The 25,713-nt window shown below is 53.8% G+C and carries 19 protein-coding genes; 17 read left to right on the top strand and 2 right to left on the bottom strand.

All coding sequences use genetic code 11. The features are described from left to right. Positions 1 to 132: 132 nt before the first annotated feature. The 10 genes from EH198_RS07040 to EH198_RS07000 all read left to right on the top strand — a co-directional run bounded on the left by EH198_RS07040 (position 133) and on the right by EH198_RS07000 (position 16,080). Positions 133 to 738, top strand: a complete 606-nt coding sequence (locus tag EH198_RS07040) for a TetR/AcrR family transcriptional regulator (RefSeq protein ID WP_246014130.1) — start codon at positions 133 to 135, stop codon at positions 736 to 738. A gap of 109 nt (positions 739 to 847) precedes the next feature. After that, positions 848 to 2,224 carry a class II fumarate hydratase gene (gene fumC / locus EH198_RS07035; protein ID WP_124694830.1) on the top strand — a complete coding sequence of 459 codons (1,377 nt, stop codon included), beginning with the start codon at positions 848 to 850 and terminating at the stop codon, positions 2,222 to 2,224. A 378-nt stretch (positions 2,225 to 2,602) separates the two neighbouring features. Continuing rightward, positions 2,603 to 3,646 (top strand): LacI family DNA-binding transcriptional regulator, encoded by a 1,044-nt coding sequence (locus EH198_RS07030; RefSeq protein WP_124694829.1) that lies wholly within the window; start codon positions 2,603 to 2,605, stop codon positions 3,644 to 3,646. 268 nt (positions 3,647 to 3,914) lie between these two features. Then, a complete protein-coding gene (locus EH198_RS07025; RefSeq protein ID WP_124694828.1) occupies positions 3,915 to 5,201 on the top strand; it encodes an ABC transporter substrate-binding protein in 1,287 nt (428 codons plus the stop codon). Between the two features lie 196 nt (positions 5,202 to 5,397). Beyond that, positions 5,398 to 6,276, top strand: coding sequence for a carbohydrate ABC transporter permease (locus tag EH198_RS07020; RefSeq protein WP_124694886.1), 879 nt, complete (start codon positions 5,398 to 5,400; stop codon positions 6,274 to 6,276). Further along, the gene (locus tag EH198_RS07015) at positions 6,273 to 7,088 is read left to right on the top strand and encodes a carbohydrate ABC transporter permease (RefSeq protein WP_124694827.1); all 816 of its coding nucleotides are present in this window, start codon (positions 6,273 to 6,275) and stop codon (positions 7,086 to 7,088) included. Before EH198_RS07020 ends, EH198_RS07015 begins: the two co-directional genes overlap by 4 nt. 240 nt (positions 7,089 to 7,328) lie before the next feature. Then, the gene (locus EH198_RS07010) at positions 7,329 to 9,665 is read left to right on the top strand and encodes an alpha-galactosidase (protein WP_124694826.1); all 2,337 of its coding nucleotides are present in this window, start codon (positions 7,329 to 7,331) and stop codon (positions 9,663 to 9,665) included. Between the two features lie 395 nt (positions 9,666 to 10,060). Further along, positions 10,061 to 10,402, top strand: a complete 342-nt coding sequence (locus EH198_RS24870) for a hypothetical protein (protein WP_148091488.1) — start codon at positions 10,061 to 10,063, stop codon at positions 10,400 to 10,402. A gap of 173 nt (positions 10,403 to 10,575) precedes the next feature. Then, positions 10,576 to 14,877, top strand: coding sequence for a bifunctional 2',3'-cyclic-nucleotide 2'-phosphodiesterase/3'-nucleotidase (locus EH198_RS07005; protein ID WP_124694825.1), 4,302 nt, complete (start codon positions 10,576 to 10,578; stop codon positions 14,875 to 14,877). Between the two features lie 210 nt (positions 14,878 to 15,087). Continuing rightward, positions 15,088 to 16,080, top strand: a complete 993-nt coding sequence (locus EH198_RS07000) for an MBL fold metallo-hydrolase (RefSeq protein WP_124694824.1) — start codon at positions 15,088 to 15,090, stop codon at positions 16,078 to 16,080. Between the two features lie 98 nt (positions 16,081 to 16,178). Here the strand turns inward: EH198_RS07000 and murQ are convergent, their stop codons facing one another. Continuing rightward, the gene (gene murQ / locus EH198_RS06995) at positions 16,179 to 17,090 is read right to left on the bottom strand and encodes an N-acetylmuramic acid 6-phosphate etherase (protein WP_124694823.1); all 912 of its coding nucleotides are present in this window, start codon (positions 17,088 to 17,090) and stop codon (positions 16,179 to 16,181) included. 5 nt (positions 17,091 to 17,095) lie between these two features. Next, a complete protein-coding gene (locus EH198_RS06990) occupies positions 17,096 to 18,067 on the bottom strand; it encodes an N-acetylglucosamine kinase (protein WP_124694822.1) in 972 nt (323 codons plus the stop codon). A 235-nt stretch (positions 18,068 to 18,302) separates the two neighbouring features. Between EH198_RS06990 and EH198_RS06985 the strand changes: the two genes are divergently transcribed. The 7 genes from EH198_RS06985 (at position 18,303) to EH198_RS06955 (ending at position 25,699) form a co-directional block, all read left to right on the top strand. After that, on the top strand, positions 18,303 to 19,145 hold the full coding sequence (locus EH198_RS06985) for a MurR/RpiR family transcriptional regulator (protein WP_124694885.1): 843 nt from the start codon (positions 18,303 to 18,305) through the stop codon (positions 19,143 to 19,145). A gap of 83 nt (positions 19,146 to 19,228) precedes the next feature. After that, the gene (locus EH198_RS06980) at positions 19,229 to 20,584 is read left to right on the top strand and encodes an ABC transporter substrate-binding protein (protein ID WP_124694821.1); all 1,356 of its coding nucleotides are present in this window, start codon (positions 19,229 to 19,231) and stop codon (positions 20,582 to 20,584) included. 64 nt (positions 20,585 to 20,648) lie between these two features. Beyond that, a complete protein-coding gene (locus tag EH198_RS06975; RefSeq protein WP_124694820.1) occupies positions 20,649 to 21,560 on the top strand; it encodes a carbohydrate ABC transporter permease in 912 nt (303 codons plus the stop codon). A gap of 21 nt (positions 21,561 to 21,581) precedes the next feature. Further along, positions 21,582 to 22,412, top strand: a complete 831-nt coding sequence (locus tag EH198_RS06970) for a carbohydrate ABC transporter permease (protein WP_124694819.1) — start codon at positions 21,582 to 21,584, stop codon at positions 22,410 to 22,412. A 124-nt stretch (positions 22,413 to 22,536) separates the two neighbouring features. Continuing rightward, a complete protein-coding gene (locus tag EH198_RS06965) occupies positions 22,537 to 23,646 on the top strand; it encodes an ABC transporter ATP-binding protein (protein WP_124694818.1) in 1,110 nt (369 codons plus the stop codon). A gap of 44 nt (positions 23,647 to 23,690) precedes the next feature. Beyond that, positions 23,691 to 24,395, top strand: a complete 705-nt coding sequence (locus EH198_RS06960) for a hypothetical protein (protein ID WP_124694817.1) — start codon at positions 23,691 to 23,693, stop codon at positions 24,393 to 24,395. After that, positions 24,392 to 25,699 carry a DUF1343 domain-containing protein gene (locus EH198_RS06955; RefSeq protein ID WP_246014129.1) on the top strand — a complete coding sequence of 436 codons (1,308 nt, stop codon included), beginning with the start codon at positions 24,392 to 24,394 and terminating at the stop codon, positions 25,697 to 25,699. The genes EH198_RS06960 and EH198_RS06955 overlap by 4 nt, the downstream gene beginning before the upstream one ends. Positions 25,700 to 25,713: the final 14 nt, after the last annotated feature.

The following is a 25,713-nucleotide window of genomic DNA, read 5'->3' as shown; positions in this document are numbered from 1 at the left end:
TAGTGATATATTTCATGTGTTATAATAGTCCCGACAGACGCTGACGTCAATAGATTCATGAAATTATTTATATAATATATTTCATTAATTACATTTCTATATCCGATATTGCCAGGTTAGGGTGAAAGACAGATGACTAAAATTAACGGTTTTGAGAAAAGAGCGGCCAAGATCAGGCGGAAAATCATGAAGACGACGATGGAAATGCTGAAAACGTGGGAGCCCAAGCGGATGCGGATCGCGGATATCGCCAAAGCGGCGGGCGTCTCGCAGGTCACGATCTATAATTATTTTGGCAGCAAGGAGAAATTGCTGGAACAATCCTTTAAGGATTATATCGATCAGTCCATCGACGGTTTCGAAAAATTTATGCGGGGGAATCCGTCGATCAAGGATTTCGTGAAATATTCGATTGACCAGGAGAAGGCGCAGTATTCCGTTTTGTCACCGTCACAGATCAAAGAACTGATGGTCGACGATCAGGAAATGTTCGGCTACATTCAGGAGCGTTACGAGAAGACGGTGCTGCCGCTGATCGTCAGACTGGTGGAGGAGGGGAAATCGAGGAATGAAATATCGCCCAAGATTTCGTCAAATTCCGTGCTGATTTTCATGAATATGTATATGCAGAGCGTCGGAGATTTGCTGGAAGTCGCGCGCAAGCAGGATAATATGGATGTTTTTATTGAGGAAATGACGCATTTGTTCTTTTACGGTCTCTGCGGCCGGGAGGAGTGAACCCGGAGACGGGGCATGGTTTGTCCAACAGCTGCGGCCCATTGTAAAATAAGCACAGCACTATGCAAACGGCTTCAGACTAAATCCGGCAAAAAGGACGGGATGAAGGATGGAATTTCGCATAGAAAAAGACACGTTCGGCGAACTGCGGGTGCCTGCGGACAAGTATTGGGGCGCCCAGACTCAGCGCAGTCTGCAAAATTTCAAAATCGGCGGCGAGAAAATGCCCCTTGAAGTGATTTACGCTCTGGCGCTCATTAAAAAGGCGGCGGCGAAGGTGAACGCAGGACTCAGCCTGCTGCCGGAAGCCAAGGCGGACGCCATTATCCGCGCGGCCGATGAAATCATGCAGGGGGCGTATGATGAGCATTTTCCGCTGGTCGTTTGGCAGACGGGAAGCGGAACGCAGACCAATATGAATGTGAATGAAGTGATATCTTACAGAGGCAGCGAGCTTCTGCGGCCAGATGGATCGGAAGCGGTCATCCATCCGAATGATGATGTGAACAAAGGACAGAGCTCCAACGACACCTTTCCTTCAGCGATGCATATCGCGGCATATCTGGCGGTCCGGCAGCAGGTGCTTCCGGCGCTGAACCGGCTCAAGATCACGCTGGAACAGAAAGCGGACGAATACCATTCGTTGATCAAAATCGGCCGCACGCATCTGCAGGATGCGACGCCGCTTACGCTTGGGCAGGAAATAGGCGCCTGGGCCGCGATGCTGGAAAAAGGCGAGCGATTTATTTCGGACAGCGCCCGGTCTCTGCTCGAGCTGGCGATCGGAGGGACGGCTGTCGGAACCGGCCTTAACGCCCACCCTGAATTTGGGGCCGGAGTCGCCCGGGAAATCGCCGAGGAGCTTTCCTTCCCCTTTGTTTCGGCCGATAATAAATTTCACGCCCTGACGAGCCATGACCAGATTGTTCATGTTCATGGAGCGCTGAAGGCGCTGGCCGCCGATCTCATGAAGATCGCCAATGATGTCCGCTTTCTCGCCAGCGGTCCCCGCAGCGGCATCGGCGAGCTGCTTATCCCGGAGAACGAGCCGGGCAGCTCGATTATGCCGGGCAAGGTGAACCCGACGCAGAGCGAGGCGATGACGATGGTCGTCTGCCAGGTGCTGGGCAATGACGTGACGATCGGGATGGCGGCCAGCCAGGGCAATTTTCAGCTTAATGTATTCAAGCCGGTCATTATTCACAGCTTTTTGCAGTCCTGCCGCCTGCTGGCGGATGCCATGCTGTCGTTTGAGGAGAATTGCGCCAAGGGCATTCAGGCGAACGAGCCGGTCATTCACCGCAATCTGCATAACTCCCTGATGCTGGTGACCGCCCTGAATCCGCATATCGGCTACGAAAAGGCGGCTGAAATCGCCAAGCTGGCGCACAAGGAAGGCCTCACGTTGAAGGAAGCCGCGCTGAAGCTGAAGCTGCTGACGGAAGAGGAATTTGACCGGATGGTGAAACCCGAGAACATGGTGTAAATCAATGCGGAAATCAATGCGTAAATCATGCGAAAAACGTTCATGAACACAAAGCCGGTCCACTTTGAGGTAAAAGGGGGCCGGCTTTTCCATTGCGCTTCGAAATGCTATGCGAGGCAAGCTGAAATCCGGCGTGGCTTGGCTGTATTCTGAATTAGGTTGTTGGCCGCACGTTATAAATAGTTGCTCTTGTTTACTAAACAAAACATGAGTCTTTAGTTATATTCAATCTCTAATTTAGGCATTTCAGCGCATGTTTTATATTTTTGTTGGAATATCCGAAAAAACTGTTGCAATGAAAGCGTTATCTTGTTAAGATGAAGTGCTGATATTAGTAAACATTAACTAAACAAACGGTTCGCTATGGGAGGATGAACAATGACGACGATTCGCGATATTGCGCGCAGCGCCAATGTATCCATTGCGACGGTATCCAGAGTACTGAACGACGATTTGTCGCTATCCGTTACGGAAGAGACGCGGCGGAGAGTCTTCTGCACAGCCCGGCAGATGAACTACGATTTTTCCAAGCGCAGAAAAAAACCGGCTTCAGATGTACTGGAACCGCAGCAAGCCAAAGTCGGGCTTCTCGTTTGGTATCCGCCGGAGCTTGAGAACGAAGACCCTTATTTCCTGTATATCCGGCAAGGAGCGGAGAAGCAGCTGACAGAGCTTGGTATTAAAGTGATTCGGAGCTTCCGATTAAACGGGCTGTCTCCGAAGCAGGCGATGGACGATCTGGACGGAATGATTGTCATCGGCAACATCCTGCCGGAGGTTATCGAGCGCATGTACCCCCGCAAGGAGCGGACCGTCTATATCAACTATTCGCCGGATGAAGAACAGTACGACTCAGTCGTATTCGATTATCAGCGGGCGACGGAGAAGGCGATGCAGCATTTTTTGCGAAAGGGCTATGCACGGACCGGCTTTATCGGCGCCAAGGATTTTGTTCACGGTTTCAACAATGAGAAATTCAACATACCCGAGCTGCGGCTTCTGAACTATGAGCGGATATGCAGGGAGCACGGGATATACAATCCGGACGACATCTACCTGGGAGATTGGACGATGGCCGAAGGCTACCGGATGATGCAGACCGCCATTGCCAAGGGTGACTTGCCCCGTGCGTTCTTCATCGCCAGCGATCCGCTTGCCATCGGCGCCATGAAAGCGCTGTTAGAATCCGGAGTCTCCATCCCCGGTGAGGTGGCGCTGATCGGCTTTGACGATATTGAAATGGCTTCTTACGTCAATGTCCCGCTGACTACGGTCAAGATCCACACCGAGCAGATGGGGCGGACGGGAGTCAATCTGCTGATGGAAAGACTGGCCGGAAGAAGCATTCCGGTCAAGGCGGTGCTCCCGGCGCGGTTTGTCGTAAGGCAGAGCTGCGGAGGACCTGAAGCGAGCCAGACTTGAACAGTCCGGAACTTGAAAGGGGTGATGCCGAAACAGACTCGTAATACGCGGTATTAGTGCAAGCGGGGCAGGATAACAGAAAGATAAATCACGTAAAAACAGAAAATGCAAAAAAAGAAAAGCACAAAAAGAGAAAAACACAAAAAGAGACTCCGATAAAGGAGCCCAAAAGAAAAAAAGTCACAATCAAGTATACTGGACGGCGAATCACCCGTCAAACTGTCGCAAAGCCCTTACATTCATTAGAACAAGGAGGCTTACATTCATTATGAAGAAAATGAGAGCGATTTCAATATCCTTGGTGCTGATGTTGATGATTTTAGCCGGCTGCTCATCCAGCGGAAACGGCGGAAATGCATCCGGCAATTCCGGCGGCTCTTCAGGCGATGTGACACTAACGATCTACACGACAACCAACGACACGGCGGCGCAGGACACGATGAAGTCCATTACGGACGCCTATACCGCCGAGCATCCGAACGTGAAGTTCGAGTGGCAGTTCCCCGCCAACGATTACGAGAATATTCTCAAAATGAAAATGGCGGGCAATGACATGCCGGACATTTTTGATACCCACGGCTGGTCGAAGGTGCGCTACAACAACTTTGTGGCAGACCTAAGGGATCAGGAATGGGTTCCCAATCTGTCTGAATCGATGAAGCCGATCGTTACAGACGACCAAGGCAAGGTCTACGCGCTCCCGCTGAACGCGGCGAAAGACGGCATTACGTATAACAAAGGAATTCTCGATCAATACGGCATTGAGGTGCCGCAGACGCTGGATGAACTGATTGCGGCCGGCGAAAAAATCAAAAAAGAGAGCAACGGCGAAGTCACTCCATTCTTCTTCTCATCTACGGACCCCGCCTCGCTCGCCCAATACTTCGATATGATGGCAACGCCGCTGCTGGTCAGCGCGGAGAAGAACCATGCGCAGGAACTGCTGGATGGAACCTTTGACTGGAACAACTGGACGCCACTGCCGGCCAAGTTCAAGGAAATGTACGACAAGGGCCTGATGAACGAGGATGTATTCACCGCCCGCACGAGCGACCGTCCGCAGCTGTTCGCCGAAGGCAAAGTCGCGTTCAGCTTCAGCGCGCCTACCTTTGTTCCCGATGCGCTGGCGATCAATCCTGAACTGAAGGTTGGTATTATGCCGCTACCATCCATCGTACCGGGTGACACGCCGACCTTTTCCGGCGGCGAACGGTATACGATGGCCGCCTGGAAGGACGGCAAGAATCTGGATATCGCCAAGGATGTCATCAATTTCTTCGGCAAGCCAGAGAACTTGAAGAAAATTGCGGAAGTGACCGGCACCCCGTCGGCGATGAGCAATATTACCCCGGATCTTGGCATCTACACCGAATACTACGAAAAGTACAAAGATATCCGGGTATTCCCGTATTTCGACCGCGTATATCTGCCGAGTGGCATGTGGGACGTCATGCAGACGACTTCCGCCGAAATTCTCAGCGAAACGATGACGCCGGAAGAATCCTCCCAGTTCTACAAGCAAGAAGTGGAGCGTCTCAAGAGCCAGCAAAAGTAGGCGTTAATGCTTAAACGTTAATCCCTTTTATTAACTTCGGCACATTTGGGCGCCGCGAGGCGCCCTTCAATCGATAGGGAAAGGGTGATGAATGATGGGTATGAGCCGCAAGTCTCTGGACGGGCCGAATTCGGCCGCGACGGCGCAGGGACAGACCGAGGCTTCCCGCAATCTCTACCGGAAGGGAGCAGGGTTTATGCGCATGAGCCGAAATTCTCCCGGATTGCTGAATCTCATGTATGTCCCCGTGCTGCTGCTGTTCTCTTTGTTTATCTATTATCCGTTTATCCAAGGCATCCGCGTATCCTTCACGAACTGGGACGGCTTCAACGCCAACTACAGCTGGATCGGGCTGGACAATTACGTCCGGATGCTTCATGACAAAAATATCGGAACGGTCATCCGCAATACGCTGATCTACGGCGTCGGCAGTACCTTTTTCCAGAATGCCATCGGTCTGATGTACGCGCTTCTGCTGAACCAGAGCATCCGTACCCGGGGACTTACCCGGACGATCGTTTATCTTCCCGCGATTGTCAGCCCCCTGATCATGGGCTATATCTGGTACTTCTTCTTCCAGTTCCGCGGCGGAGCCCTGAACGACATCGTTCTGCTGTTCGCTGAGAAGCCGATCAACCTGCTGGCCAACCCGGATGCCAATGTCTGGATCATCATGGCGGTCAATACGTTCCAGTTCGTCGGCGTGGCGATGATTATTTTTCTGGCGGGCCTTCAATCCATCTCCAAAGATTACTATGAAGCTTCCTCCATCGACGGAGCGGGACCCGTCAGCAAGTTCCTCAATGTGACGCTTCCGCTGCTCGCCCCGTCCATCACCATCAACATCGTGCTCAATCTAATCGGCGGGTTGAAGCTGTTCGACGTCATTATCGCGCTGACGAAGGGCGGACCTGGATATGCGTCCCAATCACTGTCGACTCTCATGTACAAAACGTACTTTGGCGCGCAGGATGCGGGATACGCGGCGGCGCTGGGCAACCTGATGTTCTTGATGATCGCCATCATCAGCGTTGCGGCCCTGCTGTTCCTTCGCCGAAAGGAGATTCAGTCATGAAGACCAAAAAAGGAATTACCTATGCGGTATCCATCGCCATTACGTTGCTGCACATTCTGCCATTCTATCTGCTGCTGACCACCTCGTTAAAGCCGATTACCGACCTCAGCTCCAAATGGCGCCTGCCGACGAAGATCGACTGGAGCAACTTCACCAATGCGTGGGAAGGGGCCGATCTGGGAAGGGCTTTTATCAACAACTTCGTTATCACCGCTTTCTCGCTGCTGATCGTCATCCTGCTGGGGTCCTGCGCGGCCTATCCGCTGTCCCGCTTTCAGACGAAGCTGAACAAATCGGTTTATACGGTCATTATCGCGACGCTGATCGTGCCTCCGCTGACCATTTTGGTGCCGCTGTACCAGTTCTATATCGATATTAACGGCATGAACACGTATTGGGGCGTTATTCTGCTGCATGTGACGTTCAGTCTGCCGATGGCGATCTTTCTGTACTCCGGCTTTATCGGGACCATCCCGAGAGAGCTGGATGAAGCGGCGATGATCGACGGGCTCAGCCGGTTCAGACTCTTTTTCACCATTATTCTGCCGCTGCTTAAGCCGATTACGGCCACTGTGCTGATCATGACGGGCATACATGTGTGGAACGACTATCAGTTCTCAGTGTTTTTCCTGCAAAAAGTGGATATGCGCACCATCACCGTCGCGCTGGCTTCGTTCTTTGGCCCGAACACCAACCGCATCAATTGGGTTGCCGCAGGCTCGCTTCTGGCCGCACTGCCCGCGACGCTTCTGTATCTGTTCATGCAGCGCTGGTTCATTTCCGGTCTTGCTTCTGGAGCGGTGAAGGGATAGAGACATAACCCGGAATTAACCCCACAAAGTGAGGCTTTGACTCCGGAGTTAACTCAGGTACTTTGCGGGGACCCCGAAGAACCCCCACAAAGTGGAGCGTAAGCTTCGAAGCGTACTCAGGTACTTTGCGGGGACCCCGAAAATCTCCCCACAAAGTGGAGCATAGGCTTTGAAGCGTACTCAGATACTTTGCGGGGACCCCGAAAATTAAACGGTAAATATTTAGAGGGAGGCTGTACAGTGTCCATATATTATGATGAAACGTTGAGAGTCTTTCATTTGCAGACCCCTGGGTCGAGCTATGTGCTGCAAATTATTCAGGACGGCCATCTGTCGCACAGATACTGGGGTGCGAGGGTGGAAGCGTTTGGCGACAGCAATCCGGCGGTCTATATGGACCGTCCGCTGTCGGCCAATCCGTATCCGCACGACAAAGCAAGCGGATTCTCCCTGGATACGCAGCCCCGGGAATATCCGGGCTACGGCACCTCGGATTTCCGGGAGCCGGCCTTTCAATTCGAATGCGAGGACGGTTCAACCGTCGTTGATTTGAGATATTATGGTCACCGGATATTTCCGGGCAAGCCAGTGCTCGAAGGACTGCCGGCGACTTATGTCGAGAGTGATGACGAAGCGGAGACGCTGGAACTGGAGCTGCGGGATGGTCTTACCGGCCTGCGGGCGCTGCTCTACTATACGGTCTTCAGGCAGCATGACGCCATCGCGCGCTCGGTCCGGTTCATCAACGAGGGCGGCGGCAGGCTGAAGCTGCTGCGGGCCATAAGCGCGAGCGTGGATTTTGGCGACGCGGACTTCCGCATGCTTCAGCTGTCGGGCGGCTGGTCCAATGAGCGAAATGTGCTTGTAAGACCGCTGTGCAAAGGCTTGCAGTCCGTTGAAAGCAAACGGGGGGCCAGCAGCGCTCAGCATAATCCGTTCCTGGCGCTCCTTCGGGACGGAGCGGGAGAGCATTCCGGCGAAGTGTACGGATTCAGCCTTGTATACAGCGGCAATTTTTTCGCAGGAGCGGAGGTCGATCAGTACGACACGACCCGGGTCGTGATCGGGCTCAACCCGTTCGAGTTCTCCTGGCTGCTGGAGCCGGGGGCGAGCTTCCAGACTCCGGAAGCGGTTCTGGTCTATTCGAACACCGGCCTTGACGGAATGTCCGGCGCCTACCACCGGCTGTACCGGACGCGCCTTGCCAGAGGCAAATTCAGAGACAAGGAACGGCCGGTGCTGATCAACAACTGGGAAGCGACTTATTTCGATTTCGACGCGGATAAAATTGAACAGATCGCCGTCAAGGCGGCTGAATTAGGGATAGAGCTGCTCGTGCTGGACGACGGCTGGTTCGGCCGCCGGGACAATGATACAAGCTCGCTCGGAGACTGGTTCATTCACGAAGAAAAGCTGCCGAAGGGTCTTGGGGATTTGGCTGAAAGGGTTAAGGCGCAAGGGCTGGAGTTCGGCCTCTGGTTCGAGCCTGAAATGGTCAATCCCGACAGCGAACTGTACCGGAACCATCCCGATTGGGCGATCCACAGCGCCGGACGCCCTTCCTCCACAAGCCGTAACCAGCTCGTACTGGATTTCTCGCGCGAGGAAGTCTGCTCCGCAATTGTGGAAATGCTGTCAAGCGTGCTGCGCAGCGCCCCCATTTCCTATGTGAAATGGGATATGAACCGCAACATGACCGAGATCGGCTCCGCCGCGCTGCCGCCGGAGCGCCAGCGGGAAACGGCGCACCGCTACATGCTAGGCCTGTACCGGGTGCTGGAGGAGCTGACGAAGGCGTTCCCGGATGTGCTGTTCGAGAGCTGCTCGAGCGGAGGCGGCCGCTTCGATCCCGGCATGCTCCATTACATGCCGCAGACCTGGACCAGCGACAATACCGACGCCGTCAGCCGGCTTAAAATCCAGTACGGCACGAGCCTCGTCTATCCGGCAAGCAGCATGGGAGCGCATGTCTCCTCCGTGCCCAATCATCAGACGGCACGGATCACGCCGCTTGAAATTAGAGGACATGCCGCGCTCTCCGGCGTCTTCGGATATGAGCTGGACCTGACGGCTCTTTCGCCGGAAGAGGAGGCGCTCATGAAAGAACAGGTCGCGCTGTACAAGCAGATTCGGCGGACCGTTCAGTTCGGAGAGTTTCACCGCCTGCTTAGTCCGTTTGAGGGAAACGAAGCCGCATGGATCTTCGTCTCCGAAGACGGGGCGGAAGCGGCGGCCTTCTACTACAAAGTTCTGGCCCGGCCGAATTCCGGTCTTCGCACGCTGCGGCTTCGCGGATTGGACCCTTCCGCCCGCTACCGGGTGTACGGCGCGGAGCCGGCGGCTGCCGGAGCCATGGCGGATTGGACCTGCGGAACGGCGGACGGCGGCGGGTCAGTAGAGGCAAGCGGCAGTGAAGGGACCGAGCCTGCACGGCATGGCGGTGCGGCGGCTGCTGGAAAAGACGCGGCGAGAATATTTGGAGGCGACGAGCTGATGAACATTGGGCTCCGGGTTCCCGCAAAGCTGCTGAAGGGCGATTTCCAGAGCCATATTTGGCGGCTGGAGAGAGTGGAATAAGCCTGAGTATTCATCTGCGGACTGTTTATGGGCCCAGGCTCCATATCTAGCATGTGGAAAGAGTGGAGGAGCGTATGCGGTGTGTACCGCCGCGGCAAATGTGGGTGAGTCCCATAGACGCTGTGGCAAACGGCGATTAAATCTGGGCATTAAATATGCTTGGCGGCAGTTCAAGAAAATGAGCGCTTTTGCAAGATTGTTCATGTGGGCAGCGGTTAGAGTAGTCCCGGTAAGCGCTCCTATCCCTAATTGAGCCTGCCAATCTCAAGCGGCACATGCCTGAACCGGAAAATGTCCCTTTTATTTTCGAGAAAAGGGACATTCGCGGCCAATAAGCGGGAAAAGCTCCGGCTTATTAGCCGCTTCGCGATGATTTTCGGCTATAACTCAAATTTATGGGGGAGAAATTCCCTCTCAAAACTCCGTATCGCCGCTTTGTAAGGAATAAGGAGGAGAAATTCCTTGTTATCCGTTCTGCGGTCTGGAGTATTCCCTATTGCCTGCTGAAGCAGGCAATAGGGAGCAAATGCAAAAGCCAGCCCGTCTTCATTAACCTGGAGACGGGCTGGCTTTTCAGCTGTTTTTCTGCCTTGAAATGTAAAAAGAGCTGCACCGCGCGGTGGTTCTATTTTACATTAACGGAAGATGATAGAGAATCTGTCATAGAGGCTGCTGTGGAAGCTAGAATAAAGCCAATTGCCGGTAGTTTTATAGTTTTTTATGGCGAACTGGAATAAATAATTATGAATTTTTTATTAAATTTACTCGAAAACAGAGAGATTTTACCCTTTTGTGTGAGAAATTTTACATAAATTAAACATAGGCTTTATATTTCTAATCTGGATTTGGCTAATTTTGTATGATACAATATCGCCGGAAGTAGACGAATTGATAGGAGGATTAATAGATTATGGGGAATAAACGATGGAACAAGCCTCTCGCTTCCGTACTGGCCACTGCCGTACTTTCTGCGCAGGTGCTGGGTGGAATATTCACGGGCTCGCTGTGGGGTGCTAACAAGGCAGAGGCAGCTGCTTCCGGGGGCTCTTTGCTGCCTAAAATTGACCTGCGGTTAATGAGCACGACGGACGTACACACAAATGTATACGGCTGGGATTATTTCAAGAATGCCCCATCTACTTCGGTCGGACTCGCGCGGACGGCTACCTTGATCAAGGCGGCGAAAGTTGAGCAACCGAACAACCTGCTGCTAGACAACGGGGACCTGATTCAGGGAACGCCGCTCGGTACATATGAGGCGAAGATTGAGCCGGTGACTCAGGCGGTCTACGATTCCAAGCCCCACCCGATGATTGCGGCGCTGAACGCTCTGCAATACGATGCGGCGACCTTCGGAAACCATGAGTTCAACTATGGTCTGGAATTCCTGGATCGGACGATAAACGGCAGTTCCACCGATAGTCTAAACACAAAAGCTAATTTTCCTTATATCAATGCGAATATTTATAAGCCGGACGGCGTAACGAACTATTTTAAACCTTATGAAATGATCACCAAGACAGTAAAGGACACCAATGGTCAAAGCCAAACGATTAAAGTCGGCCTTCTCGGTCTGGTAACCCCTCAGATTATGGAGTGGGACAAGGCTAATCTGGAAGGCAAAGTCGTGACCAAAGGCATTGTCGAAACCGCAGAAAAGTTTGTCCCTGAAATGAGAACGGCCGGGGCAGACGTCATTGTGGTCATGGCACATACCGGCTTCGACGCTACAGCGACTGGAGCAAACGCAGAAAATGCCATCAACGAGCTGAGTCAGGTTAAAGGCATTGATGCCATCACCTTCTCACATACCCATAAAGTATTCCCGACAAACGGTAATAACACTTCGCTGGACGCTTCCTTCAAAGATCCGGCAACCAAGCAGCCTTACAGCTATATTGACAATGTGAACGGCCATATTCACGACGTTCCGGCTGTGCAGGCCGGTTACGGTGGCGGCTTCCTCGGCATTATCGATCTCTCAATCACTCAAGAGAACGGGAAGTGGGTGGTGGACAAGGCGGCTTCCAAAGCTTTGACCCGTTCGGCAGATAAAATTGCCGAGGATCCTGCCATTTTGGCTACGGTTGGGGCCGATCATCAGGCTACTATCGCTTACACCGACACACCGCTCGGCACGACAACGGCTCCGATGAACAGCTATTTTGCCCTGGTACAGGATGATCCGACCGTTCAAATCGTGACCTATGCCCAAAAACAGTATGTGGAAAAAGAAATTGCCACCAATCCGGACCTGGCCCAATATAAAGACCTGCCGATTCTCAGCGTGGGCGCTCCTTTCAAGGCGGGACGCAACGGCCCTGGCGAATATACGAGCATCGACGCCGGTCCGCTGACGATCCGCAGCGCGAGCGATCTGTATCTGTACGACAACACGCTGAAAGCGATCAAGGTCAAAGGCTCCGTCGTCAAGGAATGGCTGGAAATGAGCGCGGGCGCGTTCAACCGCATCAAACCGGGTATTTCCACGCCGCAGCCTTTGCTGAATCCGGGGTTTGCCGTATTCAACTTCGACGTGGTTGACGGCATCAAGTACAAGATTGACGTAACCAAGAATGCAAAATACAAACCCGACGGCACGATTAACGACATATCTTCGAGCCGCGTAACGGAAGTGACGTACAACAATGCGCCGCTTGATCCGAATATGGATTTCATCGTGGTTACGAACAACTACCGCGCAAGCGGAGGAGGCAACTTCCCGGGCGTCAAAGGTTCCACGATGATCATGGACACTCAAACCGAGAACCGTCAGGTCCTGATGGATTCTATCAAAGATGCGGGTACGATTGACCCGACAGCCGATAACAACTGGTCCCTGGCACCGATCAAGGGCAATGTTAATGTGACCTTCACTTCCTCGCCTGACGCGAAGAATGTTCTTCCTGGAAACATCAAGGATACAGGGGTATCCGATGCCAAGGGATTTGAGGTCTACAACCTGAACCTTAAAGAAACGGTTCCCGCTCCTACCCAGGACGTTGAAGTTCACTTGATCGGCATCAACGATTTCCACGGTCAGCTTGATACTACATCCGTGGTCAGCGGTAAGAATGTAGGGACGGCAGCGGTTCTCGCGGCTTACCTAAACCAAACCCGAGCGAAATATGTGAATTCCCTGCTCTTCCATAACGGGGACTCCGTCGGCGCATCGGCTCCGGTATCCTCGCTTGAGCGTGACGAACCGACCCACGAATGGATGAATTTGATGAAATTCGATGTCGGCACCCTGGGCAACCATGAGTTTGACCAAGGCGTCGCGGCATTGAAGTCGCAAATCTTTGGCGGCGTTGATCCGAAGAATAATAAAGTCGTTCATGCCGGTGCGGATTTCGACTATATCAATGCCAATGCGGTAGACAGCAAGACGAACACACCGATTATCAATCCTTACGTCATCAAAGAAATCGGCGGCGTAAAGATCGGCTTTATCGGTGTGGTGACCAAGGCAACTCCAAGCAAGGTTTCTCCTGAAGGCACAGCGGGCGTCCGCTTCCTGTCTCCAGAAGAAGAAGTCCAGGCTATCGGGAAGTACGCAGCCGAGCTTCAAAGCCAAGGCGTCCAAACGATCGTTGTGCTGGCGCATGACCCGGCTTCCACCAAGGGCGATGTCACAACGGGTGAAGCCGCCGATCTGGCTAACGCACTTCCAGCCAACTCGCCGGTTGACGTTATCGTCGCCGGAGACAACCATGCACTGGCTAACGGCGTTGTCAACGGCAAGCTGATTGTCCAGGCTTATTCTTACGGTACGGCATTTGAGGACATCAAGCTGGTAATCGACCATACCACAGGCGACGTCAAGACGAAGTCGGCCGTTGTGACCACCACCTTCCAAGATGGTGTAACCCCTGATCCGGCAACCGTTGCTCTTGTTAACAAGTACCTTAATCTGCATCCGGAGCTGACCAAGCCGGTAGGCACTACGGACGGCACGATTACCCGCACCGACGCTTACAATAATGAGTCTGCTCTTGGCAACCTGATTGCCGACGCTATGATTAGCGCAGATTTCGGCGATGGCAAAGGACCAGCTGATTTCGCCTTCATGAATCCGGGCGGTATCCGGGCGGATCTTCCGAAAGGCAACGTCTCGTTCGGTGATCTGGCCAAAATCCAGCCGTTCGGCAACACGCTAGTGAAGCTGACGCTCACCGGTGCGCAAATCAAGACTCTGCTGCAGCAGCAATGGGGCGTGAAAGCCGACGGAACGGCAGACACCAAAACGCTGCAAATTTCCGGCCTGAAATATACGGCCAATATGTATCTGCCGGTGGCCGATCGCGTTGCCAGTCTCACCAAGGCTGACGGCACACCGATTAATATGACCCAAAAATACACCGCCGTTGTAAACAACTTCATGGCGGCCGGCGGAGATAACTACAAGGTTCTGACCGAAGCCAGCGCTTCCGTCGCCGGGCCGATCGACCTCGACGTGTTCTATGATTACATCGTGAAGAAGTTCAATGGCGGATTGATCACATCCAAAATTGAAGGACGCATCACCAACAATCTGAGCCCGGCAGTGGTTTCTTTACCAGGGTCATTACCAACTCCGGCGCCAAGCCCGTCTGCATCTCCAAGCCCTTCGGCTACGCCGGTACCGAGCGCTACACCGGCTCCTGCCGCATCGTCGGCACCTGTGTTCAAGGATGTGGAGAAAGTGGCATGGGCGAAGGAAGCCATCAGCTTCCTGGCGGCCAAAGGCATCATTAAAGGCGTGGACGGCAGCAATTTTGCACCGGCCAAAAATGTTACCCGCGCGGAATTCGTCACGATGCTTGTGCGCGCTCTGAATCTGGATAATACCGGAGCGAGCAGTGCATTCAAGGACGTCAAGCAGGGCGTCTGGTATTCGGATTCCATCGCCGCAGCGGTTCAGGCCGGAATAGTCAAAGGTTCCGGAAGCGGCAAATTCGAACCTGGACGTGAAATTACCCGTGAAGAAATGGCGATTATGATCGTAAACGCCCTTAAAGGACAGCTGCAGCCGGTGGACAAGAATGCGGCGCTGCAGAAGTTTGCCGACAAGTCCAAAATTGCGCCTTACGCGCAGGAAGCCGTCGCGCAGCTGACTGAGCTTGGAATTGTGAACGGTGTGGATGCCGAGAAATTCGCACCGAAGGGCATAGCCAACCGTGCCCAGGCGGCGGTTATCATCTATCGTATGCTGGAGAAGAAAGCCTCCTAATCTTCCGGCAGCCAAAAAAGGCGTTCCGTCAGCCGTCTTCGGACGGCTGCGGAGCGCCTTTTTTTATGGTTATATCGGCTTTATCGCCTGGCGCGGAAGTATCCTTTCCATTCGTTGAACGAACGGGGCGAAGTGCGCAATCAGCTAGTTGTCAGAAAACAACTATGATAGTATTAATCCAGTAATTTCTGCTGGAAAGAGAGGCGGCACATGACAAATCGAACGGAAACTTTTACAGACTCCAAGCATTTTCGGCTCAATCAAGTCGCTGAGGGGGTATATGCGGCAATCTCGGTTCCCGGTACCGGCTCTGTAGGAAATGCGGCAATTATTGATCTGGGCGATTCCACGCTTGTGGTGGATACCTTCACGACCATAGAAGCCGCGGAGGATTTGCAGGCAGCCGCAATAGAGCTTACGGGAAAGCCGGTTTCTTATGTAATCAACACTCATTGGCACAGTGACCATACGAGCGGAAATCAAGTGTTTATCCCCGGGGCGCAAATCATATCGACATCGATTACACGCGAAATTATGGCGACGTTTGGAAAAGACCGGCTGGCCCGGCATTTGGCAGACCCGGAACCGATTTATCGGGCTATGGACGAACTCGACGAGAAAATACAACAAGAGACGGACGAAAAGCTAAAAAGGGAAATGCAATGGGAAAACGCCAGCGACAGTGAGTACATGAACATGCTCCCCAATCTCGTATATACCCTGCCGACGATAACTTTTGATGGGCAGATGACAATTCATGGCAGTAGCCGGACAGTGCAGCTCATCACTTATGGCGGCGGTCACACGCAAAGCGACGCATTCCTGTACCTCCCTGAAGAAAAAATCGCCGTCATGGGGGATCTGGTGCTCTCGAAGCATCATCCTGTAATGATGTACGCCAATCCTAACGCTTGGCTAAATATTTTGGAGCGAGTCGAAGCGCTTGGTGTGGAAACGATCATACCGGGGCATGGCGAAGTGTGTTCCATGAAAGAGCTTCATGAGGTTAAAGGTTACATAAACGATATCGTGGCATTGGTGGCGGAAGCCGTTCACAGCAAGAAGAGCATAGATGATCTTGTAGTGCCGCAAGCTTATCAAGACTGGTATTTTACTACCTATTTTAAGTCGAATTTAAAAAGAGTGTACGATTGGATTACCGAATCACCAGGTTCAACTCCCTTCAATAGAGAAAAGGAATGACAAAAAACCTCCTGTTCCATTCAAACATGGAATCGGGAGGTTTTTGTCATTCTAATATATTAGGAAGGAATTAGGCTGGCATCCGGTACATTCGGACGTTAATACGGCTTCGCCGCGGTCGTTGCGCCATGGACGAAACCGCCCGAGGCGGACAGCCGGCGGTGCGCTTCGGCGGCGCTTACGCCGGCCAGAAGCATGACGATGGCGGTTTTGACCTGGCCTTCCGATTCCCGGTAGGCTTCTTCGATTTCGGCGGCGGACGCTTCCGTGGCAAGGGCGATTATCCGTTTGGCGCGATGGACAAGCTTCTTATTGGAAGGATTCAAATCAACCATCAGATTGCGGTACACCTTCCCGATACGAATCATGGCGGTGGTGGTCAGCATATTGAGGATCAGCTTCTGCGCAGTCCCGGATTTCATCCGGGTAGAGCCCATGACGACCTCGGGTCCGACGACGGCTTCGATCACCGGGAAGCCCGTTTGCGACATGGGCGTTCCGTGGTTGTTGCAAATGCCGAACACGGCGGCGCCAAGTTCCCCGGCCCGATTCATTGCTCCGAGAACGTAAGGCGTTCGGCCGCTGGCTGCAATGCCGATGACAACGTCCCCGGCGTTGACGCCGGCGGCTTCCAGATCGGCGGCGCCAAGCTCCTCGCTGTCCTCCGCGCCTTCGACGGGGTCTTTGACGGCTTGGAAGCCGCCGGCAATCAACCCCTGAACCATATCCGGGTCCGTCCCGTAGGTCGGCGGACATTCGGAGGCGTCGAGAATGCCGATTCGCCCGCTGGTTCCCGCGCCGACGTAGAACAAGCGTCCGCCGGAGCGGAAGGCTTCTACGATTCGGTCAGCCGCTGCGGCGATTTGCGGGATCAGCTCCGTAATCACTCCGGCGACCAGCCGGTCTTCATCATTAATCAATGCCATAATTTCAGCTGAATTCAACTGATCGATGGTGTTTGTCTTGTCGTTGGGCTGTTCTGTAATTAAGCCATCAAGAATGGAATCCATCAGGGTTATTTCCTCCTGTCATTGTTGTTCTCTGTATCCGGACCGCCGAACCATTTGCGGGCGAGAAGCGCCGCGCCGACCGAGGGCGGCGGCGCCGAAGTTCCGTCCACAAAATCAAGCGATGGAAATCGGTCCAGAAGCTTGTCGCGGAGCGTTCGCCCAAACAAGGGCGAATGGCCGAAGATGGAGCCGGTCAGTACGACCCGGCTCCCGAGCTTCGCTGGAAGCCGCTTCAGCAGCGCGGCGGCTGTATCCGCCAGCGCTTCGGCTTCCTCTGTGACGATCTGAATGGCGCATGCATCCCCGCCGGAAGCGGCCTTCAGACATGCTTTTGCAAAGGCAGCGATATCCGCTTTAACCCGCTCAGGTTGATAAATGTAGCTCTTCAAATCGGTAATGCGGGCAAAGCCGTATTCTTCAAGGATGATGCCGGTTATCCCGGTCGGCGGCTGAACGCCGTCGTAGCTGCGCATTACCGCTTTAAGCGCGCTTAAGCCAATGCTGTAGCCGCTGCCTTCATCGCCCAAATAATGTCCCCAGCCGCCCGTACGCCAGTGTGAGCCGTCCGGGGCGAAGGCGTAGCAGATGGAGCCGGTGCCGGATATGATTTGAACCCCGAATTCATGTCCCAGTGCCGACATGAGCGAAATTTGCCCCTCGGAAGCGACCGCGACTGGAATATCGCCGGACTCTTCGGCTAAGGTCCGGCTAACAGCCGAGCTTATGAGGAAACGTTCCTCAGATGTATCGATACCTGACATTCCGAGGCAGATGCCTTCGAGCTGAATATCCATATGCGGCAGAGAAGACAGCAGTCCGCGAATGGTCTTGTCCAATTCCATCACCGCTTTGTCAAAGGTTGCGCCATGCGGATTGGAGGGACCGCCGGCAAAACGCGCGAGGACGGAGCCTTGGGAATCGACTGCGGCGGCATCGGTTTTGGTTCCCCCTCCATCAAGACCGAGGTATACCTTCATCGCCAGATCACCACTTTGATTTTTGTCATTATTATAGGTGAACTTGAACAGGATGTAAAATAAAATTTCACAAATAAAAAATATATTGAAATTTTATTTTACTGCACATATAATAGTCTCAATCCAGAATCACGGAGATATGTTAACTCGATTCGTCATGTAATGTGACATGTATCGCTGAGGGGTCATCACATCTTAAAAGAAATTCAGTGCGAAAGGGAGGTGTTTATGAGTGATGAATGGCGGTCTGATTCGTTTACGGGAAATGCTGGAGTCGCTTAATCCGTCGGAAAGCAAAATTGCTTCTTACATCCTTCAGCATCCCGATGAAATCATTCATCTTTCGGTTGCCGAGCTGGCGCTGAAGAGCGGTTCCAGTCAGGCGGCGATCGTCCGGCTGTGCAAGAGCATCGGCTTCAAAGGCTACCAGGAGCTCAAGATCAAAGTCGCCGGCGATCTCCATACACGGGACCCCGTCATTGCCGGCTATCAGGAGATCCGTCCCAATGACACGGTGTCCGCTATTATGCAGAACGTATCGAATAACAATATTCAGTCGATACGGGATACGCTGACGATTCTGGACCCCGCCATGGTGGAGCTTGCGGTTGAGGCGCTGGACAGGGCGAGGCGGATTTACTTTTTTGGCGTGGGAGCGTCGAATTTGATCGCCATGGACGCCCAGCAGAAATTTTTGCGGATTAACAAGACGAGCCTTTCCTTCGCCGATCCCCACGTCCAGCTGACAAGCGCGATAACGGCTGATTCCGGCGATACGGCGGTATGCATTTCGTACTCGGGAGAGACGAAGGAGGTCATCCGGGCCGCGTCCCTGTTCAAGGAACAGGGAGGGACGGTGATCAGCATCGCCAAATACGGCAATTCCACGTTGAGCCGCCAAGCCGACATCCCGCTCTGCACCTCTTCCACGGAAAATGAAATCCGCAGCGGCGCGATGGCTTCCCGGATTACGCAGCTTAATCTGATCGACATCCTGTATCTCGCGGTCGCCAGCCGTAATTATGAGCAGTCCGTTATTTATTTGGAGAAGAGCCGTCAGAGCATCAAGCGGCTTTAAACCGAATCAAGAGCTATGCGAGATTGCAGGTCCACAAAAAAATGTTCTATTATAAATGTTTTATAAAAAGGAGATGGAGATTGATGAAAAAGAGTCTCATGCTGTGTATGATTTTGGTCCTTGTTCTAATGACCGCCTGCGGAAATTCGGACAAGGGAGCCACTTCCGCCAATTCTCCGGAAGCCAAGGATACCGTAACAGTCTGGACGTATCCGGTTCACGGCACCTATGAAGATGAACTGAAGGGCTTGGTGTCGGCTTTTGAAACGGAGCATCCGAACATTACGGTCAAGACCGAAATGCTGTCCTGGGCCGAAGGCCCGCAGAAGTTCGACGTGGCGCTGAACGCGGGCAGCCCGCCGGACTTGTACTTCCACAGCGTCGACGGCACCTATGTGAATACAGGCCTGGCGCTTGATCTCGATCCCTACATGACGGATGACATCAAGAATGATTATTTGCCGGGCACGCTGGAGCTTGCCCAAATTGGCGGCAAACAGTACGGGCTTCCGCTGTATCAGTTCCAGTGGGGCTGGGGCGGCAACAAGCGCATTCTCGAAGAAGCGGGGGTAGACTGGAAGAGCATCCAGCAAAACGGCTGGACCTGGTCCCAGTTTACCGAAACGGCCGCAAAGCTGACCAAGAAGCTGGCTAACGGCTCCACACAGTACGGACTGGTGACGGACGGCACATCCCTTGATTTCATTGAAATGCTGACCCGAAACAACGGCATGCCGGACGTTCTGAATGAGAAGGGCGAATTCCAGTGGGGCGACGACCGGATCAAGGATACGCTTAGCTTTATCAAAAATCTGATCGACAAGGGATACATGCCGAAGGAAACCGCTGCGATTGCCCCGGCGAAGCGCTCGGACATGTTCTATGCCGGCCAGGCCGCCATTATTTCCAAGGCGATTCCTTACTATGATGTGATGATCAAGAACCGCAACAAAGATATTGACGCAGGCAAAGTGACCGGTGAAAAAATCGATTTTGTTCTGCTGCCCGTACCGCATGGTGACAATGCGCCAGCCAAAACGACCATGGGCGCCGAAGGCTACATCGCCTTCAAACAGAAGAATGACAAGGGCGAGCAGCACGCCAAGAACATATTTACGGTGATGGAATACCTCAGCAACGCCAAGGCCGGCAATGCCTCCAACGAATTGGTGCTTCCTTTCGTACGCAAATCCCAGGCGGATATGTACGCGGGCAAGGAACTGGGAACGGCTGACACGATTGCGGCTTCGAAAAAAATGGCGGAGAACATTCAGATTCCCGTTACCCTCAGCCTCGACACCGCTAAAGCGGCTAAAATGAAGCAATTCAAGGAGCAGGTCGTGACGCCGAATATTCAAGCTCTGTACTCGGGAGAAAAGACTCCGGAGGCGATCACGGAAGACTTTAAAGGCAAAGCGGGCCAAATGCTAGGGCAGTAAATTATGTGCAAAGGGGACGGCATCGTCCCCTTTGCGTTCAGCTTAAGCGTTAGGAGGACATTTCATGCAGACGACAATCGCTCCCAAACGGCGGAGCACCGCCGGGAGGTTTTGGCGGGAATACGGATGGGCTTACCTATTCATTCTTGCACCGGTGCTGCTATTTCTCATTTTTACGCTCTATCCGGTCATTTCAGCTCTGGTCATGAGCTTTCAGCAATACAATATTATGCAATCGACCTGGGTTGGCCTGGATAACTACGAGCGTCTGTTCAAGGATGATACGTTCTGGAAGTCCATATGGAATACGGTGGTGTTTACGGTCTGCACGGTTCCGGTCAACATCGTCATCACGTTCGTGCTTGCTCATTTCATTTATCAGATGAAGACGAAATGGCAGACGTTTTTTAAGGCCACCATGTATTTGCCTGCCGTTGCCTCCGGCGTGACCATTTCCATTGTGTGGCTCGCCATTTTCGATCCGACGGATGTGGGGCTGCTGAACCGATTTCTCGGTTTGTTCGGACTAGACCCGGTCATTTGGCTCGGCCAATCGAAGACAGCCTTGTTCTCGCTGATTCTGATGAACTGGCTCGGCTCTCACGGCGCGGGCATTATTCTCTACCTCGCCTCGATGGGCGGGATTCCGAAATCGCTGTACGAGGCGGCGGATATCGATCATGCCAGCGGATGGACCCAGTTCAAGGCGATCACCTGGCCGCTGCTCAAGCCGACAACCCTGTATCTGCTCGTAACGGGAGTGATCACTTCCTTTCAGGTATTTATCTCGGTCTACATGATGACGCAGGGCGGCCCCAACTTTGCGACGACGACCATCGCTTATCTGATCTACCAGACAGCGTTCAAATTCTACGAATTCGGACTGGCTTCGGCGCAATCGTTCGTGCTGGCGTTTCTGATTATCCTGGTCTCTGTCATTCAGTTCAAATATTTCTCGAGTGACGTCGAGTATTAGGATGAAAGGAGCGGAAGAGAATTGAAATCGAAATCAAAATTGTTTCTGGCCGTGGCCGCCGCCTGTTTGGCAGCCTGGGCGTTTGTCACCATTATTCCTCTGTATTGGATGATTGTCGGTTCGGTGCAGGATTCGGCATCGTCGGCCAGCTTTCGGCCGGAAATGATTCCCGGAGCCTTATCGATTGCGCCTTACGAGCGCTTCTTTGCCAAAACGGCCGCCTGGCGCTGGCTGGCGAACTCGCTCCTTATCTCCACCGTCTTGACCATAACGAATGTGTTCTTCGCTTCATTGGCGGGATACGCATTCTCGAAATTGAAATTTCCGGGCAGCAAGGCGGTCTTCTGGCTTTTGCTCAGCACGATGATGATACCGGCGCAGGTGACGCTGATTCCGCTGTATGTCCTGGTGGTCAATGTCTTCAATCTCGGCGACAGCTATACGGCGATCATACTGCCGACCGCAGTTACCGCAGGCAACATCTTTCTGATGAAGCAGTACATGTCGTCGCTTCCGACCTCGCTCATTCACGCGGCGCGGATCGACGCCTGCTCCGAATTCGGGATTTTCTGGAAGGTTATTCTTCCTCTCGCGAAGCCGGGACTTGCGGTGCTGGCGATCTTTACCTTTGTCGCTTCCTGGAACGAGTTCTTCTGGCCGTTCCTGATCACCAACTCGGCCGAGATGCGGACGATTCAGGTGGGGCTGGCGTCCTTTGTATTTGCGGAATCGACCGACTTCGGCGCTATAATGGCCGGGGCGACGGTCGGCGCGCTGCCGATGCTGATTCTGTTCTTCTCGCTGCAGCGGTATTTCCTGCAGGGCATTACGATCGGCGCCGTGAAAGGCTGAGGCAGCCAAGAAAGCCATAAGCGACTGACAACAGTGTGCCTGAAAGAGCCGATGAACGCCAGGGAGGCGTCTTGGCATCGCGGCACAAACTTTGCTCAATGAGGCTATAAAAGGGGGAAGAACCATGGCACTCGTCGAATTTCGCCAGGTGCGCAAGCAGTTTATCGACCAGAACAAGAAGCCCTTCACCGCGGTGGAGGGATCGGATTTTGTAATTCAGGATAAGGAGTTTGTCGTCTTCGTCGGTCCTTCGGGCTGCGGTAAAACGACTTCGCTGCGGATGATCGCGGGTCTTGAGAAGCAGACAAGCGGCGATATCATCATCGGCGACCGCATCGTCAACGACCTGCATCCTAAGGACCGCGACATCGCGATGGTGTTTCAGGATTATGCGCTGTATCCGCATATGACGATCCGCGAAAATCTGTCCTTCGGGCTGCGCAATCTCAAGAAGCCGAAAGAGTATATTGAACAAAAGGTGCGTGAAGCTTCAAACATACTCGGGCTGGATCATATGCTGGACCGCAAGCCGCGGGAGCTTTCCGGCGGGCAGCGCCAGCGCGTGGCCGTGGGCCGCGCCATCGTACGCGATCCGCAGGTGTTTCTGTTCGACGAGCCGCTGTCCAATCTGGACGCGAAGCTGCGCGTACAAATGCGGGTGGAGCTTAGCGAGCTGCACAAGCGTCTTGGAGCGACAATTGTGTACGTCACCCATGACCAGGTTGAAGCCATGACGCTGGGTGAGCGCATCGTCGTCATGAACCAGGGAGTCATTCAGCAGATCGCTTCGCCGGCGGAATTGTATGCCAATCCGAAGAATATGTTCGTCGCCGGCTTTATCGGCTCTCCGGCCATGAACTTTATCGATGCCCGCGTCGAGCGGGACCGCATAATCGTGGACGGCGGATCATTTGGACTGCCGGAAGATGTCGCGGCGCGCTTGTCGGCTTATTCGGGCAAAGAGATTGTGCTTGGCATCCGTCCGGAGGATATTTACGGGGATGATTTCGCGCCGGGGGTTTCCACGGAGCATCGGCTTCAGGCCCGTATTCAGGTCGTCGAGCATCTGGGCTCGGAGAACCTCGTCTATTTTCATGTGGGCAACCGGCTTGTGACGGCGAAGGTGCATCCCGAAACCCAGGGCTATAACGGACTTAGCAAAGAATTTATTCTTGATCTGAGAAAATGCCATTATTTCGATCCGGCGACACAGGAACGGATAACCGGCAAATAAGCGGCAGGTGTCAATTCTGTCTTAAGCAAAGGGGTGCACGCGCAATGAAGAAACTGAACGAGGTGCTGATCGGCACCGGAACTGAAATCTACAGAGAGATCATCCCGCTTATGCTGCTTGGTCTGACGGGATCGGCCGCACTGGTTCCGGCGATTCTGTTTCTTCCGGCAACGCTGACGCTTCTGCTGCTTCCTCTCATCTACATGCCTTTGATATTCGGCTCGTTTTATGCCTATCACCGCAAAACGGAAGGGAAAAAGCTATCTGTCCGCTCGATGCTGGGCGGCGCGGCGAAGGGCTTCGCGCCTTCTTTCCTGCTCGGCCTGCTGCTTGCCCTGCTGGGCCTGATTTTGTGGTCGACCTGGTGGTATTACGGCGGGCGCGGCAGTCTGGCGGGCCGGGCGGTTGCCATTTTTCAGACTTATTTCGTGGCGATGGCGCTCATTTCCCAGTTCTATACGCTGCAATTGGTTATTCAGCGGGAGATGGGTATCTTCAAGGCGATGGGCGAGAGCGTGAAGCTGTTCTTCCGGCATCCTGCATATACGATCGGGGCGTTCATTCAAGCGGTGTGCGTCGGCGTAATGCTGGCCGTAACCGTCGTAGGCTTTTTCGCTCTCTTCAACGGCATGCTGGCGGTCTATTCCCATAAGGCCGTCCACAATGTTCTTAACCCGGAAGAGGCAGAGGAAACTGCGGAGGGACAAGGGACTGGAGGCGCCGTTTATGCCGGAAGGGAACGTATATGAACATGGTACGAGGGGAAAAGGTCGTGAACTTTGCCGGCGTAAGGGCAGTTATGGAGCCGGGCTCCGAAGAGGGTGTTCCTCATCCGTTGGAGCCCGTTTCTCATGAGAGAACCGGGGGCCGAAAGGATGAGGCATACCATGGCGTTCGCACCGGCGCCGACCGGCTTGCCGCCGGTCTCGGCCATTCGCTGCTGGATGGACGGCGCCTGGGCCTTGTCACGAATCCGACGGGAATCACGGCGGAGTTCCGGTCAACCGCCAGCGTCTGCGCGGAGCTGCCGTCGTCCCGGTTGACGGCGCTGTTCGCCTGTGAGCATGGCATACGCGGCCAGCATCAGGCGGGCGTACGGTTTGAGGACGAATGGGACGAAAGGTTCGGCGTTCCGGTGTACAGTCTGTACGGCAGGCACACCCGGCCGCAGCGCTACATGCTGAACAATGTCGATACGGTGGTGTTCGACGTTCAGGATGTTGGGATACGGTTCTACACGTACCTGTCCACCCTGCTGTATGTTATGGAAGCCTGCGCAGAGAACGGCAAAAGTCTGCTCGTGCTGGACCGGCCAAACCCGCTCGGCGGTCTCGTCTGCGAAGGCGGTCTGCTCAAGCAGGGATATGAGTCGATGGTGGGCGCCTGGACCCTGCCGATTCGCACGGGCATGACAATTGGCGAACTGGCGCTGATGGCAAATGAAATGAAAGGGCTTGGCTGCGACCTTGGCGTTATTCCTATGGAGCGCTGGGAACGCCGCATGGAATATGGCGGCACCGGCCTGCCGTGGATGCTTCCGTCGCCGAATATACCCTTCATCGATACCGTCCGGGTATACGGGGGAACCTGCTTTTTCGAAGGGACGAATCTGTCCGAAGGGCGGGGAACGACGCGGCCGTTCGAGTGGATTGGGGCGCCTTGGCTGGACGGCGAAGCGTTCGCCGAAGCGGTGAACCGCCATGAACTGCCGGGCGTTTATGCCCATCCGGTATATATGACACCGTCTTTTTCCAAGCATCAAGGAAATCTGTGCGGCGGCGTGCGCCTGTTCGTGACGGACCCGGACCGCTTTCAATCCGCTCTGACCGGACTTCTTCTGCTGCATGAAGCGAAATCGCTATATCCGGAGCATTTTGAATGGCTGGCGCCGCCGAAGGCGGGCTCGCGGCATTTTATCGATTTATTGACCGGCGGGGACGAAGTCCGGAGCGCCATCGGGCGAAGGGACGGCCTTGTCCGGATTACGGATGCCTGGCTTAAAGAAAGCGAGGAATGGAAGGAGATGCGTCGGCCCTATCTTTTATATTCGTAAAAGGGCGACCCCCG

The organism is Paenibacillus rhizophilus (assembly GCF_003854965.1).
Classification (GTDB): Bacteria; Bacillota; Bacilli; order Paenibacillales; family Paenibacillaceae; genus Paenibacillus_AQ; species Paenibacillus_AQ rhizophilus.
This window is presented reverse-complemented; position numbering and strand designations above follow the sequence as displayed.

What these genes read in the sequence shown, in the direction of transcription:
- EH198_RS07040 (WP_246014130.1), top strand. Translation starts at nt 133, where the DNA reads ATGACTAAAATTAACGGTTTTGAGAAAAGAGCGGCCAAGATCAGGCGG.
- fumC (WP_124694830.1), top strand. Translation starts at nt 848, where the DNA reads ATGGAATTTCGCATAGAAAAAGACACGTTCGGCGAACTGCGGGTGCCT.
- EH198_RS07030 (WP_124694829.1), top strand. Translation starts at nt 2,603, where the DNA reads ATGACGACGATTCGCGATATTGCGCGCAGCGCCAATGTATCCATTGCG.
- EH198_RS07025 (WP_124694828.1), top strand. Translation starts at nt 3,915, where the DNA reads ATGAAGAAAATGAGAGCGATTTCAATATCCTTGGTGCTGATGTTGATG.
- EH198_RS07020 (WP_124694886.1), top strand. Translation starts at nt 5,398, where the DNA reads ATGCGCATGAGCCGAAATTCTCCCGGATTGCTGAATCTCATGTATGTC.
- EH198_RS07015 (WP_124694827.1), top strand. Translation starts at nt 6,273, where the DNA reads ATGAAGACCAAAAAAGGAATTACCTATGCGGTATCCATCGCCATTACG.
- EH198_RS24870 (WP_148091488.1), top strand. Translation starts at nt 10,061, where the DNA reads ATGGGGGAGAAATTCCCTCTCAAAACTCCGTATCGCCGCTTTGTAAGG.
- EH198_RS07005 (WP_124694825.1), top strand. Translation starts at nt 10,576, where the DNA reads ATGGGGAATAAACGATGGAACAAGCCTCTCGCTTCCGTACTGGCCACT.
- EH198_RS07000 (WP_124694824.1), top strand. Translation starts at nt 15,088, where the DNA reads ATGACAAATCGAACGGAAACTTTTACAGACTCCAAGCATTTTCGGCTC.
- murQ (WP_124694823.1), bottom strand. Translation starts at nt 17,090, where the DNA reads ATGGATTCCATTCTTGATGGCTTAATTACAGAACAGCCCAACGACAAG.
- EH198_RS06990 (WP_124694822.1), bottom strand. Translation starts at nt 18,067, where the DNA reads ATGAAGGTATACCTCGGTCTTGATGGAGGGGGAACCAAAACCGATGCC.
- EH198_RS06985 (WP_124694885.1), top strand. Translation starts at nt 18,303, where the DNA reads ATGAATGGCGGTCTGATTCGTTTACGGGAAATGCTGGAGTCGCTTAAT.
- EH198_RS06980 (WP_124694821.1), top strand. Translation starts at nt 19,229, where the DNA reads ATGAAAAAGAGTCTCATGCTGTGTATGATTTTGGTCCTTGTTCTAATG.
- EH198_RS06975 (WP_124694820.1), top strand. Translation starts at nt 20,649, where the DNA reads ATGCAGACGACAATCGCTCCCAAACGGCGGAGCACCGCCGGGAGGTTT.
- EH198_RS06965 (WP_124694818.1), top strand. Translation starts at nt 22,537, where the DNA reads ATGGCACTCGTCGAATTTCGCCAGGTGCGCAAGCAGTTTATCGACCAG.
- EH198_RS06960 (WP_124694817.1), top strand. Translation starts at nt 23,691, where the DNA reads ATGAAGAAACTGAACGAGGTGCTGATCGGCACCGGAACTGAAATCTAC.
- EH198_RS06955 (WP_246014129.1), top strand. Translation starts at nt 24,392, where the DNA reads ATGAACATGGTACGAGGGGAAAAGGTCGTGAACTTTGCCGGCGTAAGG.